Here is a 21,378-nt window from a genome sequence, read left to right as displayed (position 1 = left end):
AATGTGTCATATGGCTTACGCCAGTCACTTATATCCTCATCCTGAACGATGAGGTTTTACGCTCCATCGGATAAAAATGATGTATTTAACCACAGACAAATATGCTGAAACTTTGTAAATCAAACTTGCAATTCAATCAGCAGCCGTTTTAAATGTGCACTGATCCTATCATACCGATTTTACCTTGCCCTATTGATTAAATGGAAATGAGAAAATCGAAGGGTTGTATAAATATACATAAATGATAGATTGCTTACTTATAGGTTCACTACTTGGATTTTTTTTATGACGCTTAAACAGCATGCGATACTGATATTTTCTTTGTTTAGTTCAGCGGGACTTTATGCTATCCCTATTGAATCTCGCGGTTTAAGTGAAGCAAATCAACCATCACAATCCAATGTGCAAAATATAAATAGCAGTATGGAAAATAGCTCACCAATTTCAGGCAATCCAAGTTGGGATCTATTACAAAAAGCCCAAGGGCTTGAAAATCAAATCCGTGAACTACGAGGAAAAATTGAAGAGCAAGATCATCAAATTGATCAACTCACCAAAGAACTCAATAGTCGCTATGCCGATCTAGATCAACGTTTGACTCTATTACAATCTTCAGACCATCCTGAAGAACAAGACAATCAAACTGAAGATAACCAAACCGCAACACAGACACAGACACAGACACAGAAAACAAACAATAATAGCTCACCAGCCACAACAGCAAACAATCAACAAGATTTAGAAAAAGCAGCTTATACTGTCGCTTTAGATGCCTATAAACAAGGTGGTGCTAAAAAAGCCATTGCGCCAATGCAAAACTTTATTAAAAGTTATCCAGATAGTGTCTATACCGGTAATGCATATTTTTGGTTAGCTGAGTTCAATTTAGCAATTGAACCTGCAAACTATAAAGAAGCCAAAAAAAATTACGAGATTGTAGCAGCAAAATTTCCGAATTCTGCCAAATCACCACGTGCCCTTTATCAATTATATAGCATCGCAAATGATGTAGAGAAAAATCCAGCCTCAGCTAAAGTATATAAAAGCAAGTTACTTAGTACTTATCCTAAATCAGAAGAAGCTAAGTATTTCAAATGATATTTAGTCTCTAACCTATAAAAACAGCCCGATTAAGTCATACTTAATCGGGCTATTTTTATAATTATCATACTATTTATGATTCATCTGATTTTAATAAACCAAATTTTTTGAGAATTTTATCACGTGCTTTTGGATAAATATTCGCTTTTGTTAAGTCACCTTTATAATGTTTATAAACTAATGGATCCATAATTTTATACCAGAGTGTTGGAATTAACGCAGGTAATAACATACTGGCATATCCGCCTGGTAACTCTGGCGCCTCATCAAAATGACGTAAAGCCTGAAATGGGCGTGTAGGATAAGCATGATGATCTGAATGACGCTGTAATTGATATAAAAATAAATTCGTCACAATATTATTATTATTCCAACTATGCTCAGGCATAGTTCTTTCATATTGACCATCTGTTTTTTTCTGTCTAAGCAAACCATAATGCTCAATATAATTAATCAATTCAAATAAACTAATGCCATAGAAAGATTGTGTAATTAAATAAGGTATTGTGCCACGCCCGAAAACTGTTAAAAGGCTGCTATGAAAACCCACACTCATTCCCCAACCTTGTAATAATTCATTCTCTTTTGACCAGAATGTTAAACCCTTGCGCTGTAATCGGCGTGTCTCTATTTCAATTGAAGAGCGGAATGATCCAATAACCGTTCTTGGCCAAAACGAATAGAAACTCTCTCCCATTTGTGAAGATGCAGGATCTTCTGGTGTCGCTGCGCGCTTATGATGGCCATAAGGATGTTCAATACGAAAATGATTATACCCTGTAGGAACTAACGCCAAATGTGACAATATATGATCCAAACGTGAGGACTTATGGCTTAACTCATGGGCTGTATTAATTGCAACTCCATTAATAGCCCCCATAGACATTCCCAATAATATTTTATCGATTAATGGTGTAGAGGCTCGACTCGTTACATAAGCTGCATAGATATTTGCTAGGTATTGAATGGGAATAAAAGATTTCACTAACCGTGAATAATAACGATCCTGCTCTAATAATTTAACTTGTTCTACAGTTGGATTATGTTGATCCTTGCCAACAATAGTATCAATTGCAGGAATAACAACATGTAATAAAATCGGCCCTGTCAAAGCAAACACTTTTTTCAGTGGACGTGGTCCAAACTGATACCCTGCAAGTGCCATAATACCTATCGCAGGTAATGCTGGACTAATTAACCATAAATAACGTTTTTTATCCAATTGTAATGGTGACGTTATGGGTTGCTGTAAAGTCGTTAATTGAGCTGGTGCGTTCATGCCTTCACTTCCTTATTTTTGTTAACAATCGCTTGTTACATTTATACTGTCCTCTGTGCTAAAAAAAAGTCGTTATCGTCCATAAATACCCAGTCATCGTCTTTGTCACCACCAGATAGAATTTTGTCCTATAAAACAGATGCGCTTTACTCTCCAAACAACTACAATTTAATCAAATAAATAACTCATATTTAATTCAATTATGGATGCACTCAGTACAGTGCTTGATGATATTCAAATCAGCAAAGCTGAGTATATTTATCTAAGCACACGCAATAATTGGGCTTTTCAACTTCAACAGCAGTCAGCTTTGATTGTGTATATTGTATTATCTGGTGAAATGTATCTTGAATTAAATCAGTCACCCACATACCTAACTACAGGTGACATTTTTTTAATTACAACAGGGCAAAGCCATCACTGTTTTCCAACGCCAAATCAACAGCTCACCGAAATAACCAATATCACCCCTTTCTTTACTCAGCATTCACAGCAAAGAGTTAGTATTGGTTCAGGACAAATCAGCCCCAATTTAATTATGGCAATTCGCTGTCAAATTGATTCATTAATGGCACAGCCACTCCTTAATGCCCTTCCCAGCTCAATTCATTTGCATAATCAAACAGGAGATAAAACACCGCAATGGTTAGAAATTGGCTTATCTTTTTTAGCCTTAGAAACACAAAGCATCCGCTTAGGACGCGCTAAAATCATTGACCATTTAATAGGAATACTTTTTATTGAATGTATTCGTGATTATATGCAGCAGGTTCAAGATACTCAAAACTGGCTCAATGTTTTAAGTCACCCACAACTTTCTAATGCGCTCAGTGCAATTCACAGCCACCCAGAACGCATGTGGACCGTGGAAAGCTTAGCCGAATGTTGCTGTATGTCACGCTCAAAATTTGCAAGTTTATTCCATCAATGTGTAGGCCAAAGCCCTTTAGCTTACCTACAACAACATCGTCTTAACTTAGCAAGCCATTTGCTACGGCATAGTCAAAGCCCAATTAAGCAAATCGCACATGATGTTGGATACCAATCAGATACAGCATTTAGTCAAAGTTTTAAAAAACAGTTTGATATGAGCCCTAGCCTCTATCGCAGGCATTATCATTCTGAAAATTGAGCTTCTTTTTACAGATGAGTTAAAAATAAAAAAGGCACCGAAGTGCCTTTTTATCAATTAAAGATTAAATACTTAACCTATTATTCTTTAATTTTAGCTTTAGATTTCAGGTAGTCAGTATAGTCACTCATTAATTGCTCACCACGTTGACGTTGATACATCTTCGCTAACTGTAATTGTTGTTCAGGAGCCAAAGAGTTTACAGCTGCTTTTTCAACTTTAGCCACTGCAACAACAATCATTTCATTACCCATTGCAGCAGTACTAACAGACCACTTTCCTTCAGCCGGAGCCGCAAGGCTAAACGCTGTACGTTCAATTTCAGGACGTAAGCCTTGAGAACGGGTAAATGTACCTGCATGCTCAAAAGACAATCCACTCTTCGCAGCGACTTGTTGAGCAGGCTGGGTTTTGAATTCAGCCAAAATGTTCGCAATTTTGGCTTTTGCAGCCTCAAGTGCTTTTTGGTTAATCACTTTTTGCTGAACTTTAGCTTTTACTTGAGCCAAAGTTTGTTCACCAGCGGCTTGATAATGACGAACTTTAACCCAAACTGTATCGCCATTTGCGAGTTGAATGTTTGATGATGTATTTTGATCGCCATTTTTCACATCATCATTAAACAACTTAATTTTAACATTTGGATCTGATAGAACAGGATGTGTACTAGATAATGTGAAACCTTTTACAGATTCAATTTTCGCACCCTTAACTTGTTCAACGACAACATTAAGATCATCATTATTTACAACAGTATCGTTAATACGCCCAACCGCATCAGAAAATGCATTAGCCTGCTTAGCTGCCTTTAACTCTGTCGTTAAACGATCTTTTACTGATTCAAAATCAGGTGCAGCAGCTGTTGCAGAGTTTGCCAAAATCAAATGATAACCAAACTGTGTTTTAACAGGTTTAAGTACTTGGCCTTTGCTCGCTTTTACTGCAGCATCAAATTCACTACCAAAACTACCCTCAGCATAACTGATTTCGCCACCTTTAGATTTTGAAACAGGATCATCAGAGTATTGTTTTGCAGCATCAGCAAAGCTCATACCTGCTTTAATTTTAGTATAAACTTCATTTGCAAGTGCTTGTGCTTGTTCAGGTGTGCGTGATTCAGTACCAATGAGTATTTGTTTCACATCCAGTTGTGCATTTTTTTGATTTTTTTCAACTAGTTGTGCATATGCTAGTTTCAATTCATCTTCACTTACAGCAACTGCTTGTTGATTTACTAGTGCTGGAGTCAGCACTACATAATCAACATCAACTCGTGCAGGCTGCTTAAATTGAGCTTTATGCTTATTATAGTAAGCACTAATTTCAGCATCCGAAACCTGAATACTATCTTTAAAAGCGTCAAGTTTAACGCTTGCTAAAAATAAATCACGTTTCTCACCTTGCAAATTAATAATATCAGCTAAGTCTTGTTTACTCACCAAAGCATAATTTAAAACTGTACCTTGAAGCATTTTAATTGCATGATCTTGACGTACGCTATTAATAAATGCTGGACCACTCATTCCTCTCTGTGCAAGATATTGATTAAATTTTTCTTCAGAAAATTTACCCCCTTCTTGCAACTCTGGTAACTGTGCAAACATTTGAGTAATTTGCGCATCACTTAATGCGATTCCTAAGGTCTTTGCTTGATCTTGTAATACTGCACGAGCAACTAAACTATCTAATGCAAATTTTTCAATAAATGGAAGATTTAATAAAGTTTCATCACCATTAACATATTTGAGATATTGATCTTTTATATATTTTGTCTGGTTATCTAAATCTTTTTTTGAAATTACCTGACCATTTACAGTCGCAGCAGCATCTGCAGACTGCCCCCCACTAAAATAACTTTCCATCCCAACTAAGGCAAAAAGTGCTAAAAATAAAACGAGCAGGAGCTTCCCAAACCAACCCCTAATGAGATTACGAAACGATTCCATAGGTATTCCAATATTTTATTACTTAATGATTCTAACTGAATTTCAAAACTGAATGTATGCGCAAAGTTATAATATTTGAAACATTCAAGAAAAAACGCGCCAAAAGGCGCGTTTCTAAAAATCATTTCGCTTAAGCAACTGAGTCTTTTAACCCTTTACCCGCTTTAAAGCTTGGCACTTTGCTTGCTTTGATTTGAAGCTCTTCACCTGTTTTAGGGTTACGGCCAGTACGTGCAGCACGATCTTTAACACTAAAAGTACCGAAACCAACGAGAGTTACAGTATCACCCTTTTTCAGCGCATCACCAATAGAAGCAATAGTCGCATCCAATGCCTTACCAGCATCAGTCTTAGACAATCCCCCTTTTTCTGCAATCGCGTCAATTAATTCTGATTTATTCATGAAGATTACATCCTCTTGTATCGTTTGTTTAAGTTTCAAGGCTTGTCGTTAAAATGCCATGACGACTTTATAGCAATGCTTTGGGGTGAAACGCAAGACTAGACCTAGCCTTTTCACAAAAATAAATCACATAAAATGGTAAAAAAGCTGTTTATCTACTAACTAAGTTAGATTTTATTCAATTCCTTTTTTAATTCTTGATTTTGTTCTGTCAATTTATCCACTTTCTGATGCAACTCAACAATTAGGCTTTCTAAGCGATGTAAATCTTGTACTGTAACCAAGCCAAGATGAGCCAAAGTATGCTGTAAACTATGCTCTAATAATTTATCTACTCTGCTTTTATGATGACTATTTTCTCTTTCTACTCGTTGTTCCGCAGTAGAAAAATGTTGTTCAATAATTTGCTCTGTGGAATTTTCTAACTCTTCTCCCACTTTAACCAAAGATTCAAACAGCTTGTTTCCCTCTTCCTCTACTCGCGAAAAAGCACCTAGTCCAGCTAACCAAATCTGTTTTGTGTACTTTCTAAAATCAAGAGAACCTTTTGCCAAAGCTGTAGCTTGAATTTTTCCTTTATGAATTCGTTGATTTTTTGGCTCATCCTTGACATCAATGCATCCCGCATTGTTTTTTTTATGTTCCATAGCGCATCACTCCAGCAAGTTTTATCACTTTAACAGACCAAATATGTTTAAAATGAACTTATAGTAGCAAACAAAATACTTGAACCTTTAAGTAAACTGTTCTACAAATCGGAAAGGATTGTATGCAAAATCGTGTTGAGTAAGTCACATTTTTTTGTTTAAACAGATTTACCAACCTTGCTAGCTTGTTGTAAAGGATGCTTTATATGAATGAATCGCAACATCAACAGAGTCAAACTCGTTGGTTGCCTAACATTTTGATGATCATATTGGAAACTTTATTTTCATTCACACTGAAACATGATCGTTTGGTAAGCCTTCAATCCCAGCCATTTATTGATAGACAACTCACCCTTAAAATCAATAGTTACTTACCGTATTTTAACTTCTACGTACAATTTACGGACAAGGGCGTATTATTTGATGTTCAAGCACCAGATCAACCTGTTGACTTAACTATTAATAGCACAATGATTGAATTAATCCGTATTTTTTTAATGGGAAATACTCGTGCGATTCGCAAATTACGTTTTGAGGGTGATCTAAGTCTAAAAGCACCAATGCGCGACTTATTTTTACAGTTGTCTTTACCAAAATTGTTATCGGACTGGCATAAATGGTTTAGACAACCTGACAATACCGACTTAAGTACTGCCTCGCAAAATCGCATTCGTCCTTTATTACAGACAATTGAAAACCAACGCATTGAAATTCAAGCATTAAAAGATGAAGTTGAGCAGCACAAACAGTCTAAACGTCAACTCAAGACACAGATCAAGTATTTTAAGTTCGCAATAACGACTATTTCTTTGCTATTTATCATCATTGTTGTGTATAATTTGCTTCGTATTTTTTAAGTACAAATTAAGCAAACTTTGCTAGTCACAATGATAAAAAATGAATTCCAACTATTTTACTTGGTTTTAATAAAAAAACTTGACTAATTTAGTAGGGATTCATAAACTTTGACCATCTAGTTTTTATTGTGTATCAGATCATGCGCTTAACAACTCGCGGTCGCTACGCAGTGACTGCCCTACTTGACCTAGCATTGCAGCCAACTGAGCAAACCATCACGCTTGCAGAAATTGCAACTCGTCAGACAATTTCTGTTGCCTATCTTGAACAACTTTTTGCAAAATTAAAACGCCATGGCCTCGTTTCTAGCGTTCGTGGTGCAAATGGTGGTTATCATCTTGCTCGTCAAGCAGAGCAAATTACGATTTTAGAAATCATCGAAGCTGTCAACGAAACGGTTGATGCAACTCGTTGTGACCATAAAGGCAACTGCCAGAATGGTGCAATGTGCCTGACTCATGACTTATGGCATGAATTATCAGTACATATTGCCGATTATTTAGAAAAAATCACCCTTGCAGACCTGATAGCACGAGACAACGTACAAACCGTTGCCTTACGCCAAAATCCATTATCATTAGATTCAGCCCCTCTTTCGGCTACAGGTATTTGACATGAAACGCCCTATTTATCTCGATTATGCTGCAACAACTCCTGTTGACCCTCAAGTTGCAGAGCGCATGATGGAATGTTTAACTGTTGATGGCATTTATGGAAATGCTGCTTCTCGCTCACATGCATATGGCTGGCAAGCAGAAGAAAAAGTTGAATATGCTCGTGAACAAGTCGCAAATCTAATTAAAGCAGACCCACGTGAAATCGTATGGACATCTGGTGCAACTGAGTCAGACAACCTTGCACTCAAGGGTATTGCCCAGTTCTACCAATCTCGTGGCAAACATATCATCACCAGTAAAATTGAACATAAAGCAATTTTAGATACTTGTCGTGAACTTGAAGCTGAAGGCTTCGAAATCACATACTTAGAACCAGAAGCACAAACAGGCCTCATCACTGCCGATATGGTTCAAAAGGCACTTCGCCCAGATACCATTTTAGTTTCATTGATGATGGTGAATAACGAAATTGGTACTGTCACTGATGTTGCCGCTATTGGTGAGTTAACACGTGCCAATAAAACTTTCTTGCATGTCGATGCCGCACAAGCTGCAGGTAAAATTGAAATCGATATGGAAACAATGAAAGTAGACCTTATGAGCTTTTCTGGCCATAAAGTTTATGGTCCTAAAGGTATTGGTGCACTCTACGTTCGTCGTAGCCCACGTGTACGCCTAAAAGCACAAATGCACGGTGGTGGTCATGAACGTGGTATGCGTTCTGGCACACTTGCTACACACCAAATCGTTGGTATGGGTGAGGCTTTTGAACTTGCTGGAAAAACAATGCAAGCAGAACAAGCTCGCTTAGCGGTATTACGTGACAAACTTTGGACTGGCCTACAGTCTTTAGAGCAAGTGTTCTTAAATGGTCATCCAACTCACCATGTATCTAACTATCTCAATGTAAGCTTTAACTTTGTTGAAGGCGAATCATTGATGATGGCACTTAAGGATGTTGCTGTATCTTCAGGTTCTGCATGTACATCTGCAACTTTAGAGCCTTCATATGTGTTACGTGCTCTTGGACTATCAGATGAACTTGCGCATAGCTCGATTCGTTTTAGCTTTGGTAAATATACGACTGAAGAAGACATCGATCATGTTCTTGAAATAACCAAAGCTGCTGTAGACAAACTTCGTGAACTTTCTCCTCTTTGGGATATGTTCAAAGAAGGCGTCGATTTATCGAAAGTCGAATGGGCTGAACACTAATTTACCCAAGGTATGTTATTAATTCTTCTTTCAGCATGATTGCAAATCAATAACATACCCCCATTAATCATATTATCAAGGCTGACCCCGAGGTTTGGAGAAGCATCATGGCTTATAGTGAAAAAGTAATTGATCATTACGAAAATCCTCGTAATGTAGGTGTGTTAGATAAAAACGCAGACAATGTTGGTACAGGCATGGTCGGTGCACCAGCATGTGGTGATGTGATGCGTCTTCAAATTCAAGTGAATGATGAGGGCGTAATTGAAGAAGCACGTTTTAAAACTTATGGTTGTGGTTCTGCAATTGCATCAAGCTCTTTAGTGACTGAATGGTTAAAAGGCAAAACTTTAGACCAAGCACAAGCTATTAAAAATATTGATATTGCAACTGAGCTTGCCCTACCTCCAGTGAAGGTTCATTGTTCAGTTCTTGCTGAAGATGCAATCAAAGCTGCTGTCGATGACTATCGCAGCAAAAAGGCAAAAGCCTAATTCGTTTGACGTTGGTGAATGGAGTTTTCATGATCAATTTAACACAGAGTGCTGCAACTCATATCAGCAATTATTTAAAAAATCGCGGTAAGGGTGAAGGAATTCGCGTTGGAGTGAAAACTTCAGGATGTTCTGGTTTGGCCTATGTTCTTGAATTTGTTGATGACGTAGATACTCATGATCAAGTATTTGAACAATTTGGTGTAAAAGTCTTTGTTGATCCTAAAAGCTTAGTCTATTTAGATGGTATGCAAATGGATTATGTCAAAAATGGACTTAATGAAGGTTTTGAGTTTATTAACCCCAATAAAAAAGGCGAATGTGGTTGTGGTGAGTCCTTCACTGTTTAATTCTCCCCTCTGTTTCGTCCTTTCACGTTAGAGCAGTGTGTTACACTGTTCTAACGCGTTATCATTGTGGATTTCCTCTCATGAATCATTTTGAGTTATTTACACTCCCTACTTCGCTCGATATTGATTTAGCGACGCTCAAAACAAACTTTCTTAGCTTGCAACAACAACACCATCCTGATCGAGCAACAGATAAAGAACAAGCATTGGTTCAATCTAGTGAGATTAATCAAGCTTATAAAACTTTATTACATGTCGACAGTCGTGCTGGCTACCTCCTCTCCTTAAAAAAACAAGATTATCATCTTGACCAGTCAATTCATGATTTTGAATTTTTACAGTCTGCTTTAGAAATTCACGAACAATTAGATGAAGCCCACGAGACAACCCAGCTGCTTTCACTCAAACGGGAAGTACAGCAATGGATCGATGGATTGGTCCGTGAATTTAAAATTGATTTTGACGAAGAAGATTGGGCCGAAGCACGCGATACCGTCCGAAAATTACGTTTTTTCCAAAAGGTCATGAATGATATCGATAAAGCTGAAGATCGTCTTTTAGATGATGATGATTTCGACTTAGACGATGATTTCTAATGTATTGGTTCATTTAGTTTATAAACTTTAACCAAGATTGACTGATTTATTCAAATAGGATTTACAACATGGCACTCCTGCAAATTGCAGAACCGGGACAATCCAGTGCTCCGCATGAACATCGAATTGCCATTGGCATTGATTTAGGCACAACGCACTCTTTAGTTGCGACTGTACTTTCTGGCCAAGCCAAAGTTCTAACAGATGAACAAGGCCGTGTTTTATTGCCTTCGATCGTACATTATGCCCAAGACTCAATTCATTATGGTGATGATGCTAAAGCCTTTCTAACAACTGATCCTAAAAACACGATAACTTCAATTAAACGTTTTATGGGTCGCTCTAAAGCAGACATCAAATTTCAACACCCTTATGTACTCATGGGTGATGAACAACAAATGCCTGCACTAGAAACAGCACAAGGCCATAAAACACCTGTTGAAATTTCTGCTGCTATTCTCAACCAATTAAAGATTCGTGCTGAATCAAGCTTACAACATCCAATACAAGGCGCTGTAATTACAGTACCTGCTTATTTTGATGAAGCTCAGCGTCAAGCAACACGTGATGCAGCTCAACTTGCTGGTCTAAATGTACTTCGTCTGCTTAATGAACCTACTGCTGCTGCTGTAGCTTACGGCCTAGATCAAGAAAATGCACTTGATCATAATCGTAATTATGTGATTTATGATTTAGGTGGTGGTACTTTTGATGTATCAATTTTACGCTTTAGTCAGGGTGTATTTGAAGTACTTGCGACTGGTGGACACACTGCTTTAGGTGGTGATGATCTTGATCGCTTAATTGTGAAATGGGCACGTAAGCAACTACAACTCGATCAACTCAATGACTTTGAATATGCACAGCTTATTGTAAATGCACGCCAAGCCAAAGAACAGTTGACTGAACAAGAAAGTGTTGAATTACAAGTACTCGATAAAACAATCACCTTAGATCGCCCTACTTTTGAAGCTGTGATCGCTGTTGCACTAGATAAAACCATTAGCGTTGCAAAACGAGTTCTTCGTGATGCTCACTTAAGTCTTGATGATATTCATGAAGTGGTTTTAGTTGGTGGCTCTACACGTTCGTATGCAGTACAAAAATGTGTAGAAGAAGTGTTTCAACGCCAACCACTATGTACAATCAATCCAGATGAAGTCGTTGCAATAGGTGCTTCAATTACTGCCAATCAACTCATTGGCAATCAAATTGATGGCTCATTATTGTTAGATGTTACTCCACTCTCATTGGGTCTAGAAACCATGGGTGGATTAGTTGAACGCCTAATCTCTCGTAACACGGCCATTCCAGTTGCACGTCGTCAAGAATTTACCACATATCAAGATGGCCAAACTGCCATGTTAATTCATGTGGTACAAGGCGAACGAGATTTAGTTGAACACTGCCGTAGTTTAGGACGTTTTGTTCTTAGTGGTATACCACCAATGGTTGCAGGACAAGCACGAATTGAAGTGACTTTCCAAGTCGATGCAGATGGTTTACTCACTGTGAGCGCACGTGAAACAACTTCTGGTGTACAAGCACAAATTGATATTAAACCTTCATATGGTCTCTCTGAACAAGACACAGAACGTCTACTCCTTGAAGGATTTACTTTTGCTGAAGAAGATAAAAATCTTCGTCATCTCAATGAAACCAAAGTTGAAGCTCAACGCGAACTTGAAGCGCTTGAACAGGCGCTCAAACTTGATGCTTCATTACTCAGCACTGAGCAACAACAAAATCTTCAGCAAGCCGAAGCGATTTTAAAAAGTGCACTGCAAGGCAATGACATCAAAACGATTGAAGATGCAGTACATACACTTAAAATACACAGTGACGCATTTGCTGCACTGCGTATGAATCAGCATATTGATCAGGCATTAAAAGGGACTAAACTCGATGACTGGTCAAACTCAAACTAATCCATAGGTGCAACGATGCCACGTATTAAAGTATTACCCCATGCTCAATATTGTCCTGAAGGTGCAGAGTTTGAAGTTGAAGCAAATGCCAATCTTTGCCAAAGCCTTTTAGACCACAACATTAAAATCGAACACGCTTGCGATATGTCACGTGCATGTACTACATGCCATATTATTGTTCGCAAAGGTTTTAATAGTCTTGAAGAAATGGATGATGTTGAGGCTGATTTGCTTGATCGCGCTTGGGGCTTAGAGCCAGATTCTCGCCTCTCATGTCAAGTTGAAGTCGTAGATGAAGATTTAGAAATCGAGATTCCTAAATACTCGATTAACCATGCTTCAGAAAACCACTAAATGATTCAAGTTAAAAAAACCATCGTCATGATGGTTTTTTTAGCATACAAAAATTTGTAATTAAGCTTCTTTATTCAATTCTTGCTGTGATTTGATTTCATCCTCAAGTCTCAGTCGTGCAATACCATTTTCATCAATTAATTGTTGCTGCAATTGAATTCTACTGATCATTTTCTCAAGAACCTGTACTAACTCTTCATATTCATAATTTTGCACTTGTTCTAGATTCAATAATAAGTGAAAGCCTTTATATTCATAATCAAACCATTGCTGGTAATCACTATTACTGGCTGAAAACTTCTCTACAACCTGCCAAGTATTAACCAAACCTTGAATTCCCTTCAAAGCAATTGGCTGTTTTGGGGTACATAAATAATTATTTTTGACTAAGTTATAAGTGTCTTGTGAAATTAAAATCTCATCTACCTCGGCATTACTCTGTAAACGAGCTGCGAGGTTTGCGTCTCGCCCAACGATGGTATAAGCCATACGGTGAACTGCGCCATAATTGCCAACGTGACAATATCCCGTACTAATCCCCATACGAATATGTAAAGCTGGATAGCCCATTTTCATCCAACGTTCACGTAAAAATTTCATCTGTTGTCGCATCGCAATTGCCATATCTAGACAATTTTTCGCATCTTGCTCTATACCTTGTGAATCAGGATCACCAAAGAAGATTAAGATCGCATCGCCCATAAACTTATCAATCGTCGCCCCATACTGCTTAGCAATATCTGTCATTTGGCTTAAATAATCATTGAGTAAGAAGGCTAAATCGTCAGGAATAAGCGTTTCAGACATATTGGTAAAACCTTGTATATCTGAAAAGAAAACGGTTATTTTCTTACGTTTATACTCAAGTTTCGCCTCAGTTTCCCCACGCATAATCGCTTGCCATAATTGCAGTGGCGCATACCGACTGAGTTGATTTGAAAGCTCAATATAGCGATTCATCTCGGTAAAATAGTTTTTCTTTTGTTGTTCTAAGCGTTTTACGCTTTCACGAGTAAAATACCCGCCAATCCCACTAAACAGAATCAAACCCACAAATGAAATAGTTGTAACTTCTACTCCAGTTTGCTCAAAGTAATCACTAAAACCAAAGAAAAATATAATATTAAAATAAAAGACAATAATGGCAATTAAAGTTGATAATGCAGCCACCATAGTCGAAATTTTATTATTAATAATCGAATAAAATAAAACGAATATTAAGCCAAAAGTAATAACTAGACTTAAATGAACTGCAGCCAATACAGTAGCAAATACGATGACATCAATAATAAAAAAGACGTTTTTTCGAATGTCATTATTATAGTGGTATTGCAGCCAACTCGATAAACGAGAACTAAACAATACAATAAATAGCAGAAAAACAGGTACATAAACCTGATTCTCTGCTAGTGGCGTAGTAAAGCAATAAACCACCATGATCAAAGCAAGAAAGAGATACCCTACAGTTCGCTGGAATATCTCAAATTGTTTAGATCCTTTTTTTAGCATCCGATCGATTGATGACACTTATTATATTTCTCCATCCCGACTCGTGCTTAAAATTGGCGTAACCTAGTCCATGCGCCAATCAAAAGGCATGTCTCCTTGACCTCGTAGAGCCAACATTAAAGTTTGACGCATATGCGCAAGCACTTCATTTGAATAAGGAACAGCCGTTCCACCCCATACAGGTTTTGGCCATGCAACATCATTTTGATAGCGCACTACGTGATGGAAATGTAATTGAGGTACAACATTACCTAATGCTGCAACATTCATTTTATCAGCACGGAATACACGTGAAAGTTGGCTAGATAACCAACTTGATTCACGTAAAAATTGTTCTTGATCGGCTTGGCTCAGTTCATAAAGTTCACTAATACCAGGCACACGCGGAATTAGAATTAACCACGGAAACTGCATATCATTCATTAAACGACATGTCGAAAGCGGAAAATCGCCGACAAAAAAAGTATCTTGGGCAAGTTGAGGATGCAAACTAAACATATCTTTATAAATGATATCGAAAAAAGAGATGCTTCATACTAACACAACCGATTTACTGTGAGTATTATTCCCGCCATGTTTTCGTACAAATAAATTTGTGTTGATCTGGCAAAGTCCTATACTCATCAGTTCATCCTTCATTTCGAGTAATTCTAAATGCTAATTTCTAGAAACATCCCTTGCTAATTGATTCAATAGATCTTGAATAAATTCTATGCGTTTTTCATATTCATCCAACATTCGCATTACTTTTAAGCGCTGTCCTCCATCCATACGATAATGTGTTGGATGACTTTGCATAAGTTGAATAATACTCATCGCTTGCACCGGTGTATCGGGTGAAAACTCAACCACCCCACCATTAGCACCCAAATCAATTTTAGTAATACCCAATTGTTCTGCTTTAATACGAATTTGATGCACACTAAACAATTGTTTGACTGCTTGAGGTAATGTGCCAAAACGATCAATAAGCTCAATACGAATATGATCAAGTTTATCTTGATGATCTGTATTACTAATGCGTTTATAGAAAAGTAAACGCTGATGAACATCACCTAAATACTCATCTGGGATTAACGCAGGCATATGCAAATTAATTTCAGAGGTTAATGACAAGGGTGCTTCAAAATTAGGGGTTTTACCCTGTTGAATTGCTTTAGTCGCCTTCTCCAACATTTCCATATATAGACTATAACCAATTGCCTGCATGGAACCACTTTGTTGCTCACCAAGCAGTTCACCTGCGCCACGAATTTCTAAGTCTTCCGTTGCTAAAATAAAGCCTGCCCCTAAAGTTGAGGCACGCTGAATCGCATCTAGACGCTTTTCAGCATCACCTTTTAATCCTTTAATAGATGGCACCATTAAGTAAGCATATGCTTGATGATGTGATCTACCTACACGCCCACGTAACTGATGCAATTGTGCCAATCCTAATTTGTCAGCACGTTCAATAATAATGGTATTGGCATTAGGTACATCAATACCTGTTTCAATAATGGTTGAACAAACAAGAACATTTTCTTGCTTATGGTAAAATTGTTGCATCACTTGTTCGAGTTCACGTTCACGCATTTGTCCATGTGCCACTGCAACACGCGCTTCAGGTACTAACTGACGAATATTCTCTGCAGCACGCTCAATGGTCTCAACCTCATTATGCAATATATAAACTTGACCACCGCGTAGCAACTCTCGCAATATCGCCTCTTTTAGAGTGGCATCCGTTTGCTCTACAACAAAAGTTTTCACTGCTAAACGGCGTGCTGGTGGGGTAGCAATAATTGATAAATCACGCATTCCAGAGAAGGCCATATTCAAAGTACGTGGTATTGGAGTTGCAGTTAACGTCAACATATCAACATCGGCACGTAAAGCCTTAATTCGTTCTTTATCTCGCACACCAAAACGATGCTCTTCATCGACCACCATTAAACCAAGATTTTTAAACTGTATGTTTTCTTGCAAAATCTTATGCGTACCAATAACAATATCAACTTTACCTTCCGCCAAATCTTCAATAATTTTGTTATGCGCCTTAGAAGAACCAAAACGTGATAACACTTCAACTCGGATTGGCCAATCTGCAAAACGGTCTTTGAATGATTCGTAGTGCTGCTGGGCTAATAATGTAGTCGGAACTAAAACAGCAACTTGTTTATTGTTTTGTACAGCAACAAAAGCAGCACGCATTGCAACCTCTGTTTTACCAAAACCAACATCACCACAAACCAAACGATCCATTGGCTTCGCCAATTGCATATCATGTAATGTGGCTTCAATAGCATTGGCTTGATCGAGCGTTTCCTCATAAGCAAAACTTGCCGCAAATTGCATATAGGCACTTTGCTCCAATTCAAAACTCATTCCAGGCTTAGCTTGTCGCCGTGCTTGAATATGCAGAAGCTCTGCAGCCACATCATGAATTTGCTCTAAAGCCTTACGTTTCGCTTTATTCCATGCATCTGTGCCCAGCTTATGTAAAGGTGCTAAATCAGGATCACCACCACTATAACGACTAATGAGCTGTAAATGCGTTACAGGTACATAGACTTTGGCTTCATCGGCATAATCCAACTGTAAAAACTCATAGTCTTGATCATCAATATTCAACATGACCAAACCAGCATAACGACCAACACCATGATCAATATGTACAACGGGTGCACCAACGCTCAATTCCGTTAAACTTCGAATCAAAAATTCTTCAGAAACTTCGTGTTGACGTTTTCGACGTCGTTGTACCACTCGATGCTCATAGAGCTGGTTTTCTGAAATAACCGACAGACGATTATGAAGTAATAAACCGCGATCTAAGCCAGCATGAGTAATGGCCACTGAATACTTTTGCTGCAAAAACTCAGCAAAGCCCTCAACCGCTGGAATTTCACCTAAACTTGGCCGTAGAGCATCTCTTAGGCTCTCACGACGGCCAGCACTCTCTGCAACCAAAAGCACAGGAAAACTTGCACTTTGAATATAGTTTTTCACACGTTCAAAGGGCTGTTGTTGTTTGTGATCAATTGATAAAACTGGCGGTGCTTCACTCTCAATATTAATCGCACCAGCGCGTGATTCCACTGCTTCTGCTGAAACAATTAAACGTGGAAATTGGTTCAGTAGTTCGGCCAACTGCTGGGTTTGCATAAACAACTGATCAGGAGCCAATATTGGCTGATCCATATTATGGCGACGGTCTTCATAGCGACGTACAGCTTCTGCCCAGAAACGATTTAGATCTTCGCCCAATTCTTTTTCCGTAATGACAATAGCATTACTTGGAAAGTACGTTGTAATGCTACTTTGTGTTTTCATTTGTTGTTCATCAAAGAACAATGGAAAATAAAAGTCGATCCCAGGTGAGACAATTCCTTCTAAAGCATCTTGATAAATCGGGTTCTTCTTTGGATTTGCTGTTGGAAAAGCTTCTGCGTAACGCTCACGAAATACAGCTCTACCCTCTTTCAAAGGGAATTCCCTCGCGGGCAGTACTGTAAAATACTGTAGTTGATCTGTTGTTCGCTGTGTTTCAGGATCGAAAAATTTCAGACTTTCAACTTCATCATCAAAAAGATCTATGCGGATCGGCGCCAATTGGCCACTGGCAAATATATCCATAATACTGCCACGAACTGCAAATTCACCATGGTCATAAACGGTATCAACCAAATGGTAACCGGCTTGAACCAATTTCAATTTTTGTTGTTCTAAATCAAAAGACTGACCTACACGAATATCAAAATGCTCACCAAGCAACCAACTACTTGGAGCTACACGCTGCGCTAAGGTACTTGCGCTTATTAATAAAATGCCTCGTTTGGGCATATTTGCCAAAATGGATAAGCGTTCAGAAATAATATCCTGATGTGGAGATAAACGATCGTAAGGTAAAATTTCCCAATCTGGGAAGATCGTTGGCTTAATACCGTAAAACTCTAACTCGCCTTCAAGTTGAGCGAGATGCTGACTATTGCGTGCCACTAAAACCAGCAGTTGTTCTGTATGGTCGGCAATTTCTTTAATCAATAAAGCCGCAGCTGAACCAAAGAGCGTGCCAATCCATCTTTTTTCACTGGGTTTTAGTTTTTTTAAATCGAGTTGGGAGATCGTCTGTTGAAACATGAGAAGTGCTTTAAGTTTAAATCATATCGCCAATATCTTAGCATGTTGTATTTTAACTATGTGACCTTAACGCTTGGACAGGTTGATGTTTTTTTCAATGATGTACATCAACCCGATGCTATTTGCTTAACCTAACAGTCACATTAACGTTGTAATTGCAAAAAAATCACCTCAAGTTCTTTTTGAGGAACAAAGTTTTTCATTGTTGCTTGAAATTGAGTTGCTGATATTTTCTTCACCGGCCCATCCCAACAAAACGATACGAGTTCTTTGGGATCTTTCTCTACTGTTAACTTAAAATTTTCAATTTTATTTGCCCAGTTTTTTCCTGTCGTTAAAATATAACTTAAAGAATAATAACCAGATTGCTCTGCCCTTAAACGCTTCATACTTTTTTGAAAGCTTGCATCCATACAAAATGGATTCTCATGTTCAGGGTCATACCAAGCAACTGCACCACCGAGCAATGGTTGATACTGATGTTGTACATGAGTAATACTATTTGCCTTAAAAGTCTGTTGCCAACTATAAATAATTTGGGCTGACCACAAAACTTCCTCATCACCACTCATACTTAGCAACTTCTGAATCTGTGGCTGTTGACAGGCTTTGATTTTATTACTGATCCGATGTGAGTCAAGTTGACGATACCAAGGATTCATTAATTCTTGCTCTGTTAACCCACAAGCAATAAGTGCTGCAGTAACATCATGCACTTTTTCCACAGCTTCACCTTGTGCTGGTAGCGGATATTCACTCATAAAAGCACGTACATTCATTTTAGGTTTAAGTGCTTGACCATTCACTTTTACCTTAAAACTTTGAATTAATTTAGCCGTGTCAGCAAAATCTCCATCCATTTCAGCTTCAATCGCTGGTAATGGAAATAATACTGTTTCACTGATGTCCTTTTTACTCTCATTACGAAATTCGTAGTCGACTTTAATCAATTGTTTACTAATAAATAAATTTTCGCTTTGCATGGTTATATCGAGATTCTTTTTATAGGTCACCCCACCTGTCCCTACATAACCAGTACTATCATTGGCCCATATTTCAGTACTTCCCAGTAATAAAACACATCCATAAAACAAAGTTTGCAGTCTCATAACACATCTCTTTTCTCAAATAATCGTTATCCAACGATTTACTTCTAGTCCATCAGTTCTTCATTGCTTATTGCCTTAATCAATATGTTTGAGCCAGCTACAATGTTGATCAGACTGCAATGTATCAAAAAATATAACTGATTTTAATGTGGATTTTTAGTAAAAATCTAAGCTCAAAATATATTTTTTATATAATAATCAAAATCATTTAGTTAATTTAATTGAAATATAAAGTAGCAATCAGTGCAAATTAACGATTTATTCATAATATTTTCTATTCAATAGATTAAAATTCAAACACATTGCTTTAACTTAATTTAAACCTTTATTTTTTACACATAAGGATATGCTCATGAATGAAACACCAATCTATCAAACCCATGAGAAAAGCAAACGGGTTAAAGCCATTGTTGGCGCAGCATCAGGTAATTTAGTTGAATGGTTTGATTTTTATATTTATGCAGCATTTGCAGTATATTTCCAGCATGCCTTTTCCACTCCAGATATGAGTGACTCCACCAAAGCCATTTATGTTTGGGGTGTATTTGCCGCTAGTTTTTTTATGCGTCCTATTGGTAGCTGGCTCTTTGGTTGGATTGGTGATACCTATGGCCGCAAACAATCAATGACGATCTCCATTACCTTAATGGCTATTAGTTCTTTTTTATTTGCAGCACTACCTACCTATGAGCAAGTCGGTATGGCCGCCCCATTTTTATTACTTGCCGTACGTCTATTACAAGGTCTTTCTGTTGGTGGTGAGTATGGTACAGTTGCGACCTATATGAGTGAAGTTGCACTCAAGGGTCAACGTGGTTTTTATTCTTCATTCCAATACGTTACGCTTTCTGGAGGGCAGCTTTTAGCCAGTCTTTTAGGTGTTATTATGCTTATGCTCATGACAAAAGAGCAAATGATGGATGGTGGCTGGAGAATTCCATTTATTATTGGTGGTATCGTTGCAATTTTATCTTATTTTGCTCGTCGTAATTTGGAAGAAACTTTAACTGAAGATAAGAAAAAAGAAGGTGGAGGCAGTCTATCTGAATTATTCAAACACAATTGGGGTACTTTTTTACTGGTTGTAGGCTATACCTCTGCTGGATCATTAACCTTCTATGTATTAACTGTCTATTCAAAAACTTATATTACCAGTTTAGGTTTTGATGAAAAAATCGTAGGTTATATGATGACCACGGCATTACTGGTCTTTATGTTAGCTCAACCTTTATTTGGTATGTTATCAGACCGTATTGGTCGCCGTGCCTCTATGATTCTGTTCAGTGTTTCTTGTGCGATCTTTGTTTATCCAGTTATGGTCATCGCTATGCGACATTTTAGCGACTCGGCAGTTATTGTTACTTTGCTACTCATTTTCTTATTGATGTTACTCAGCTTCTACACTTCAATTAGCGGTCTAGTCAAAGCCGAAATGTTCCCTGCACATATTCGTGCTTTAGGTGTTGGCTTTGCCTATGCAGTTGGTAATGCCATCTTTGGTGGCTCTGCACCTGCGGTGGCTTTACAGTTTAAAAATTCAGGCTATGAAAACATGTTCTTTATCTATGTTTTTGTCATGCTCATCATCTGTTTACTCTGCAGTATGAAGCTACCTAAAGAGCCAGAATACTTAAAACACGACCATTAAACTTCAAACTTAGTTAAAAAAACGATATCTTATAAGATATCGTTTTTTTAAAACCATATGAAATAACTTT

The 21,378-nt window shown here is 37.8% G+C and carries 19 protein-coding genes; 11 read left to right on the top strand and 8 right to left on the bottom strand.

What is annotated here, in order from left to right:
* Positions 1-285: 285 nt before the first annotated feature.
* Positions 286-1,098: a YbgF trimerization domain-containing protein gene (locus RFH42_RS13060; protein WP_308976133.1), complete on the top strand. Its 813-nt coding sequence runs from the start codon at positions 286-288 to the stop codon at positions 1,096-1,098.
* A 76-nt stretch (positions 1,099-1,174) separates the two neighbouring features.
* Here the strand turns inward: RFH42_RS13060 and RFH42_RS13055 are convergent, their stop codons facing one another.
* On the bottom strand, positions 1,175-2,380 hold the full coding sequence (locus tag RFH42_RS13055; RefSeq protein WP_308976132.1) for an alkane 1-monooxygenase: 1,206 nt from the start codon (positions 2,378-2,380) through the stop codon (positions 1,175-1,177).
* A gap of 202 nt (positions 2,381-2,582) precedes the next feature.
* Between RFH42_RS13055 and RFH42_RS13050 the strand changes: the two genes are divergently transcribed.
* Positions 2,583-3,512 carry an AraC family transcriptional regulator gene (locus RFH42_RS13050; protein WP_308976131.1) on the top strand — a complete coding sequence of 310 codons (930 nt, stop codon included), beginning with the start codon at positions 2,583-2,585 and terminating at the stop codon, positions 3,510-3,512.
* A gap of 80 nt (positions 3,513-3,592) precedes the next feature.
* On the opposite strand, the gene RFH42_RS13045 is transcribed toward RFH42_RS13050, so the two are convergent.
* The 3 genes from RFH42_RS13045 to RFH42_RS13035 form a co-directional block, all read right to left on the bottom strand.
* On the bottom strand, positions 3,593-5,458 hold the full coding sequence (locus tag RFH42_RS13045) for a SurA N-terminal domain-containing protein (protein ID WP_308976129.1): 1,866 nt from the start codon (positions 5,456-5,458) through the stop codon (positions 3,593-3,595).
* A 130-nt stretch (positions 5,459-5,588) separates the two neighbouring features.
* Positions 5,589-5,861, bottom strand: a complete 273-nt coding sequence (locus tag RFH42_RS13040) for an HU family DNA-binding protein (protein ID WP_016656711.1) — start codon at positions 5,859-5,861, stop codon at positions 5,589-5,591.
* A 167-nt stretch (positions 5,862-6,028) separates the two neighbouring features.
* Entirely contained in the window at positions 6,029-6,508 is a 480-nt protein-coding gene (locus RFH42_RS13035; protein ID WP_308976127.1) for a phasin family protein, read from the bottom strand.
* A 206-nt stretch (positions 6,509-6,714) separates the two neighbouring features.
* Here RFH42_RS13035 and RFH42_RS13030 point away from each other — a divergent pair, with 206 nt between their 5' ends.
* From RFH42_RS13030 to fdx, 8 genes are all read left to right on the top strand, one after another.
* Entirely contained in the window at positions 6,715-7,365 is a 651-nt protein-coding gene (locus RFH42_RS13030) for a hypothetical protein (protein ID WP_308976125.1), read from the top strand.
* 140 nt (positions 7,366-7,505) lie between these two features.
* Entirely contained in the window at positions 7,506-7,979 is a 474-nt protein-coding gene (locus RFH42_RS13025; RefSeq protein ID WP_308976123.1) for an Rrf2 family transcriptional regulator, read from the top strand.
* Position 7,980: 1 nt separating this feature from the next.
* Entirely contained in the window at positions 7,981-9,198 is a 1,218-nt protein-coding gene (locus tag RFH42_RS13020) for an IscS subfamily cysteine desulfurase (RefSeq protein ID WP_308976122.1), read from the top strand.
* 107 nt (positions 9,199-9,305) lie between these two features.
* A complete protein-coding gene (iscU, locus tag RFH42_RS13015; protein WP_308976121.1) occupies positions 9,306-9,692 on the top strand; it encodes a Fe-S cluster assembly scaffold IscU in 387 nt (128 codons plus the stop codon).
* A 29-nt stretch (positions 9,693-9,721) separates the two neighbouring features.
* A complete protein-coding gene (gene iscA / locus RFH42_RS13010; RefSeq protein ID WP_308976120.1) occupies positions 9,722-10,042 on the top strand; it encodes an iron-sulfur cluster assembly protein IscA in 321 nt (106 codons plus the stop codon).
* Positions 10,043-10,122: 80 nt separating this feature from the next.
* Entirely contained in the window at positions 10,123-10,638 is a 516-nt protein-coding gene (gene hscB, locus RFH42_RS13005; RefSeq protein ID WP_308976119.1) for a Fe-S protein assembly co-chaperone HscB, read from the top strand.
* A 68-nt stretch (positions 10,639-10,706) separates the two neighbouring features.
* Positions 10,707-12,566 carry a Fe-S protein assembly chaperone HscA gene (gene hscA, locus RFH42_RS13000; RefSeq protein WP_308976118.1) on the top strand — a complete coding sequence of 620 codons (1,860 nt, stop codon included), beginning with the start codon at positions 10,707-10,709 and terminating at the stop codon, positions 12,564-12,566.
* Between the two features lie 15 nt (positions 12,567-12,581).
* A complete protein-coding gene (gene fdx / locus RFH42_RS12995) occupies positions 12,582-12,920 on the top strand; it encodes an ISC system 2Fe-2S type ferredoxin (protein WP_308976117.1) in 339 nt (112 codons plus the stop codon).
* A gap of 60 nt (positions 12,921-12,980) precedes the next feature.
* On the opposite strand, the gene RFH42_RS12990 is transcribed toward fdx, so the two are convergent.
* From RFH42_RS12990 to RFH42_RS12975, 4 genes are all read right to left on the bottom strand, one after another.
* A complete protein-coding gene (locus RFH42_RS12990; RefSeq protein WP_308976137.1) occupies positions 12,981-14,429 on the bottom strand; it encodes an adenylate/guanylate cyclase domain-containing protein in 1,449 nt (482 codons plus the stop codon).
* Between the two features lie 63 nt (positions 14,430-14,492).
* Positions 14,493-14,927 carry an HIT domain-containing protein gene (locus tag RFH42_RS12985; protein WP_016656722.1) on the bottom strand — a complete coding sequence of 145 codons (435 nt, stop codon included), beginning with the start codon at positions 14,925-14,927 and terminating at the stop codon, positions 14,493-14,495.
* A 159-nt stretch (positions 14,928-15,086) separates the two neighbouring features.
* A complete protein-coding gene (gene mfd, locus RFH42_RS12980; protein WP_308976114.1) occupies positions 15,087-18,551 on the bottom strand; it encodes a transcription-repair coupling factor in 3,465 nt (1,154 codons plus the stop codon).
* Positions 18,552-18,694: 143 nt separating this feature from the next.
* On the bottom strand, positions 18,695-19,660 hold the full coding sequence (locus RFH42_RS12975) for a DUF4424 family protein (protein ID WP_308976113.1): 966 nt from the start codon (positions 19,658-19,660) through the stop codon (positions 18,695-18,697).
* Between the two features lie 352 nt (positions 19,661-20,012).
* Here RFH42_RS12975 and RFH42_RS12970 point away from each other — a divergent pair, with 352 nt between their 5' ends.
* Positions 20,013-21,308 (top strand): MFS transporter, encoded by a 1,296-nt coding sequence (locus RFH42_RS12970; protein ID WP_308976111.1) that lies wholly within the window; start codon positions 20,013-20,015, stop codon positions 21,306-21,308.
* Positions 21,309-21,378: the final 70 nt, after the last annotated feature.

It is taken from the genome of Acinetobacter rudis (assembly GCF_031157835.1).
Lineage (GTDB): Bacteria > Pseudomonadota > Gammaproteobacteria > Pseudomonadales > Moraxellaceae > Acinetobacter > Acinetobacter rudis_A.
Note: the sequence above shows the minus strand (reverse complement) of the source record. Positions and strands in the feature narration are given on the sequence as shown.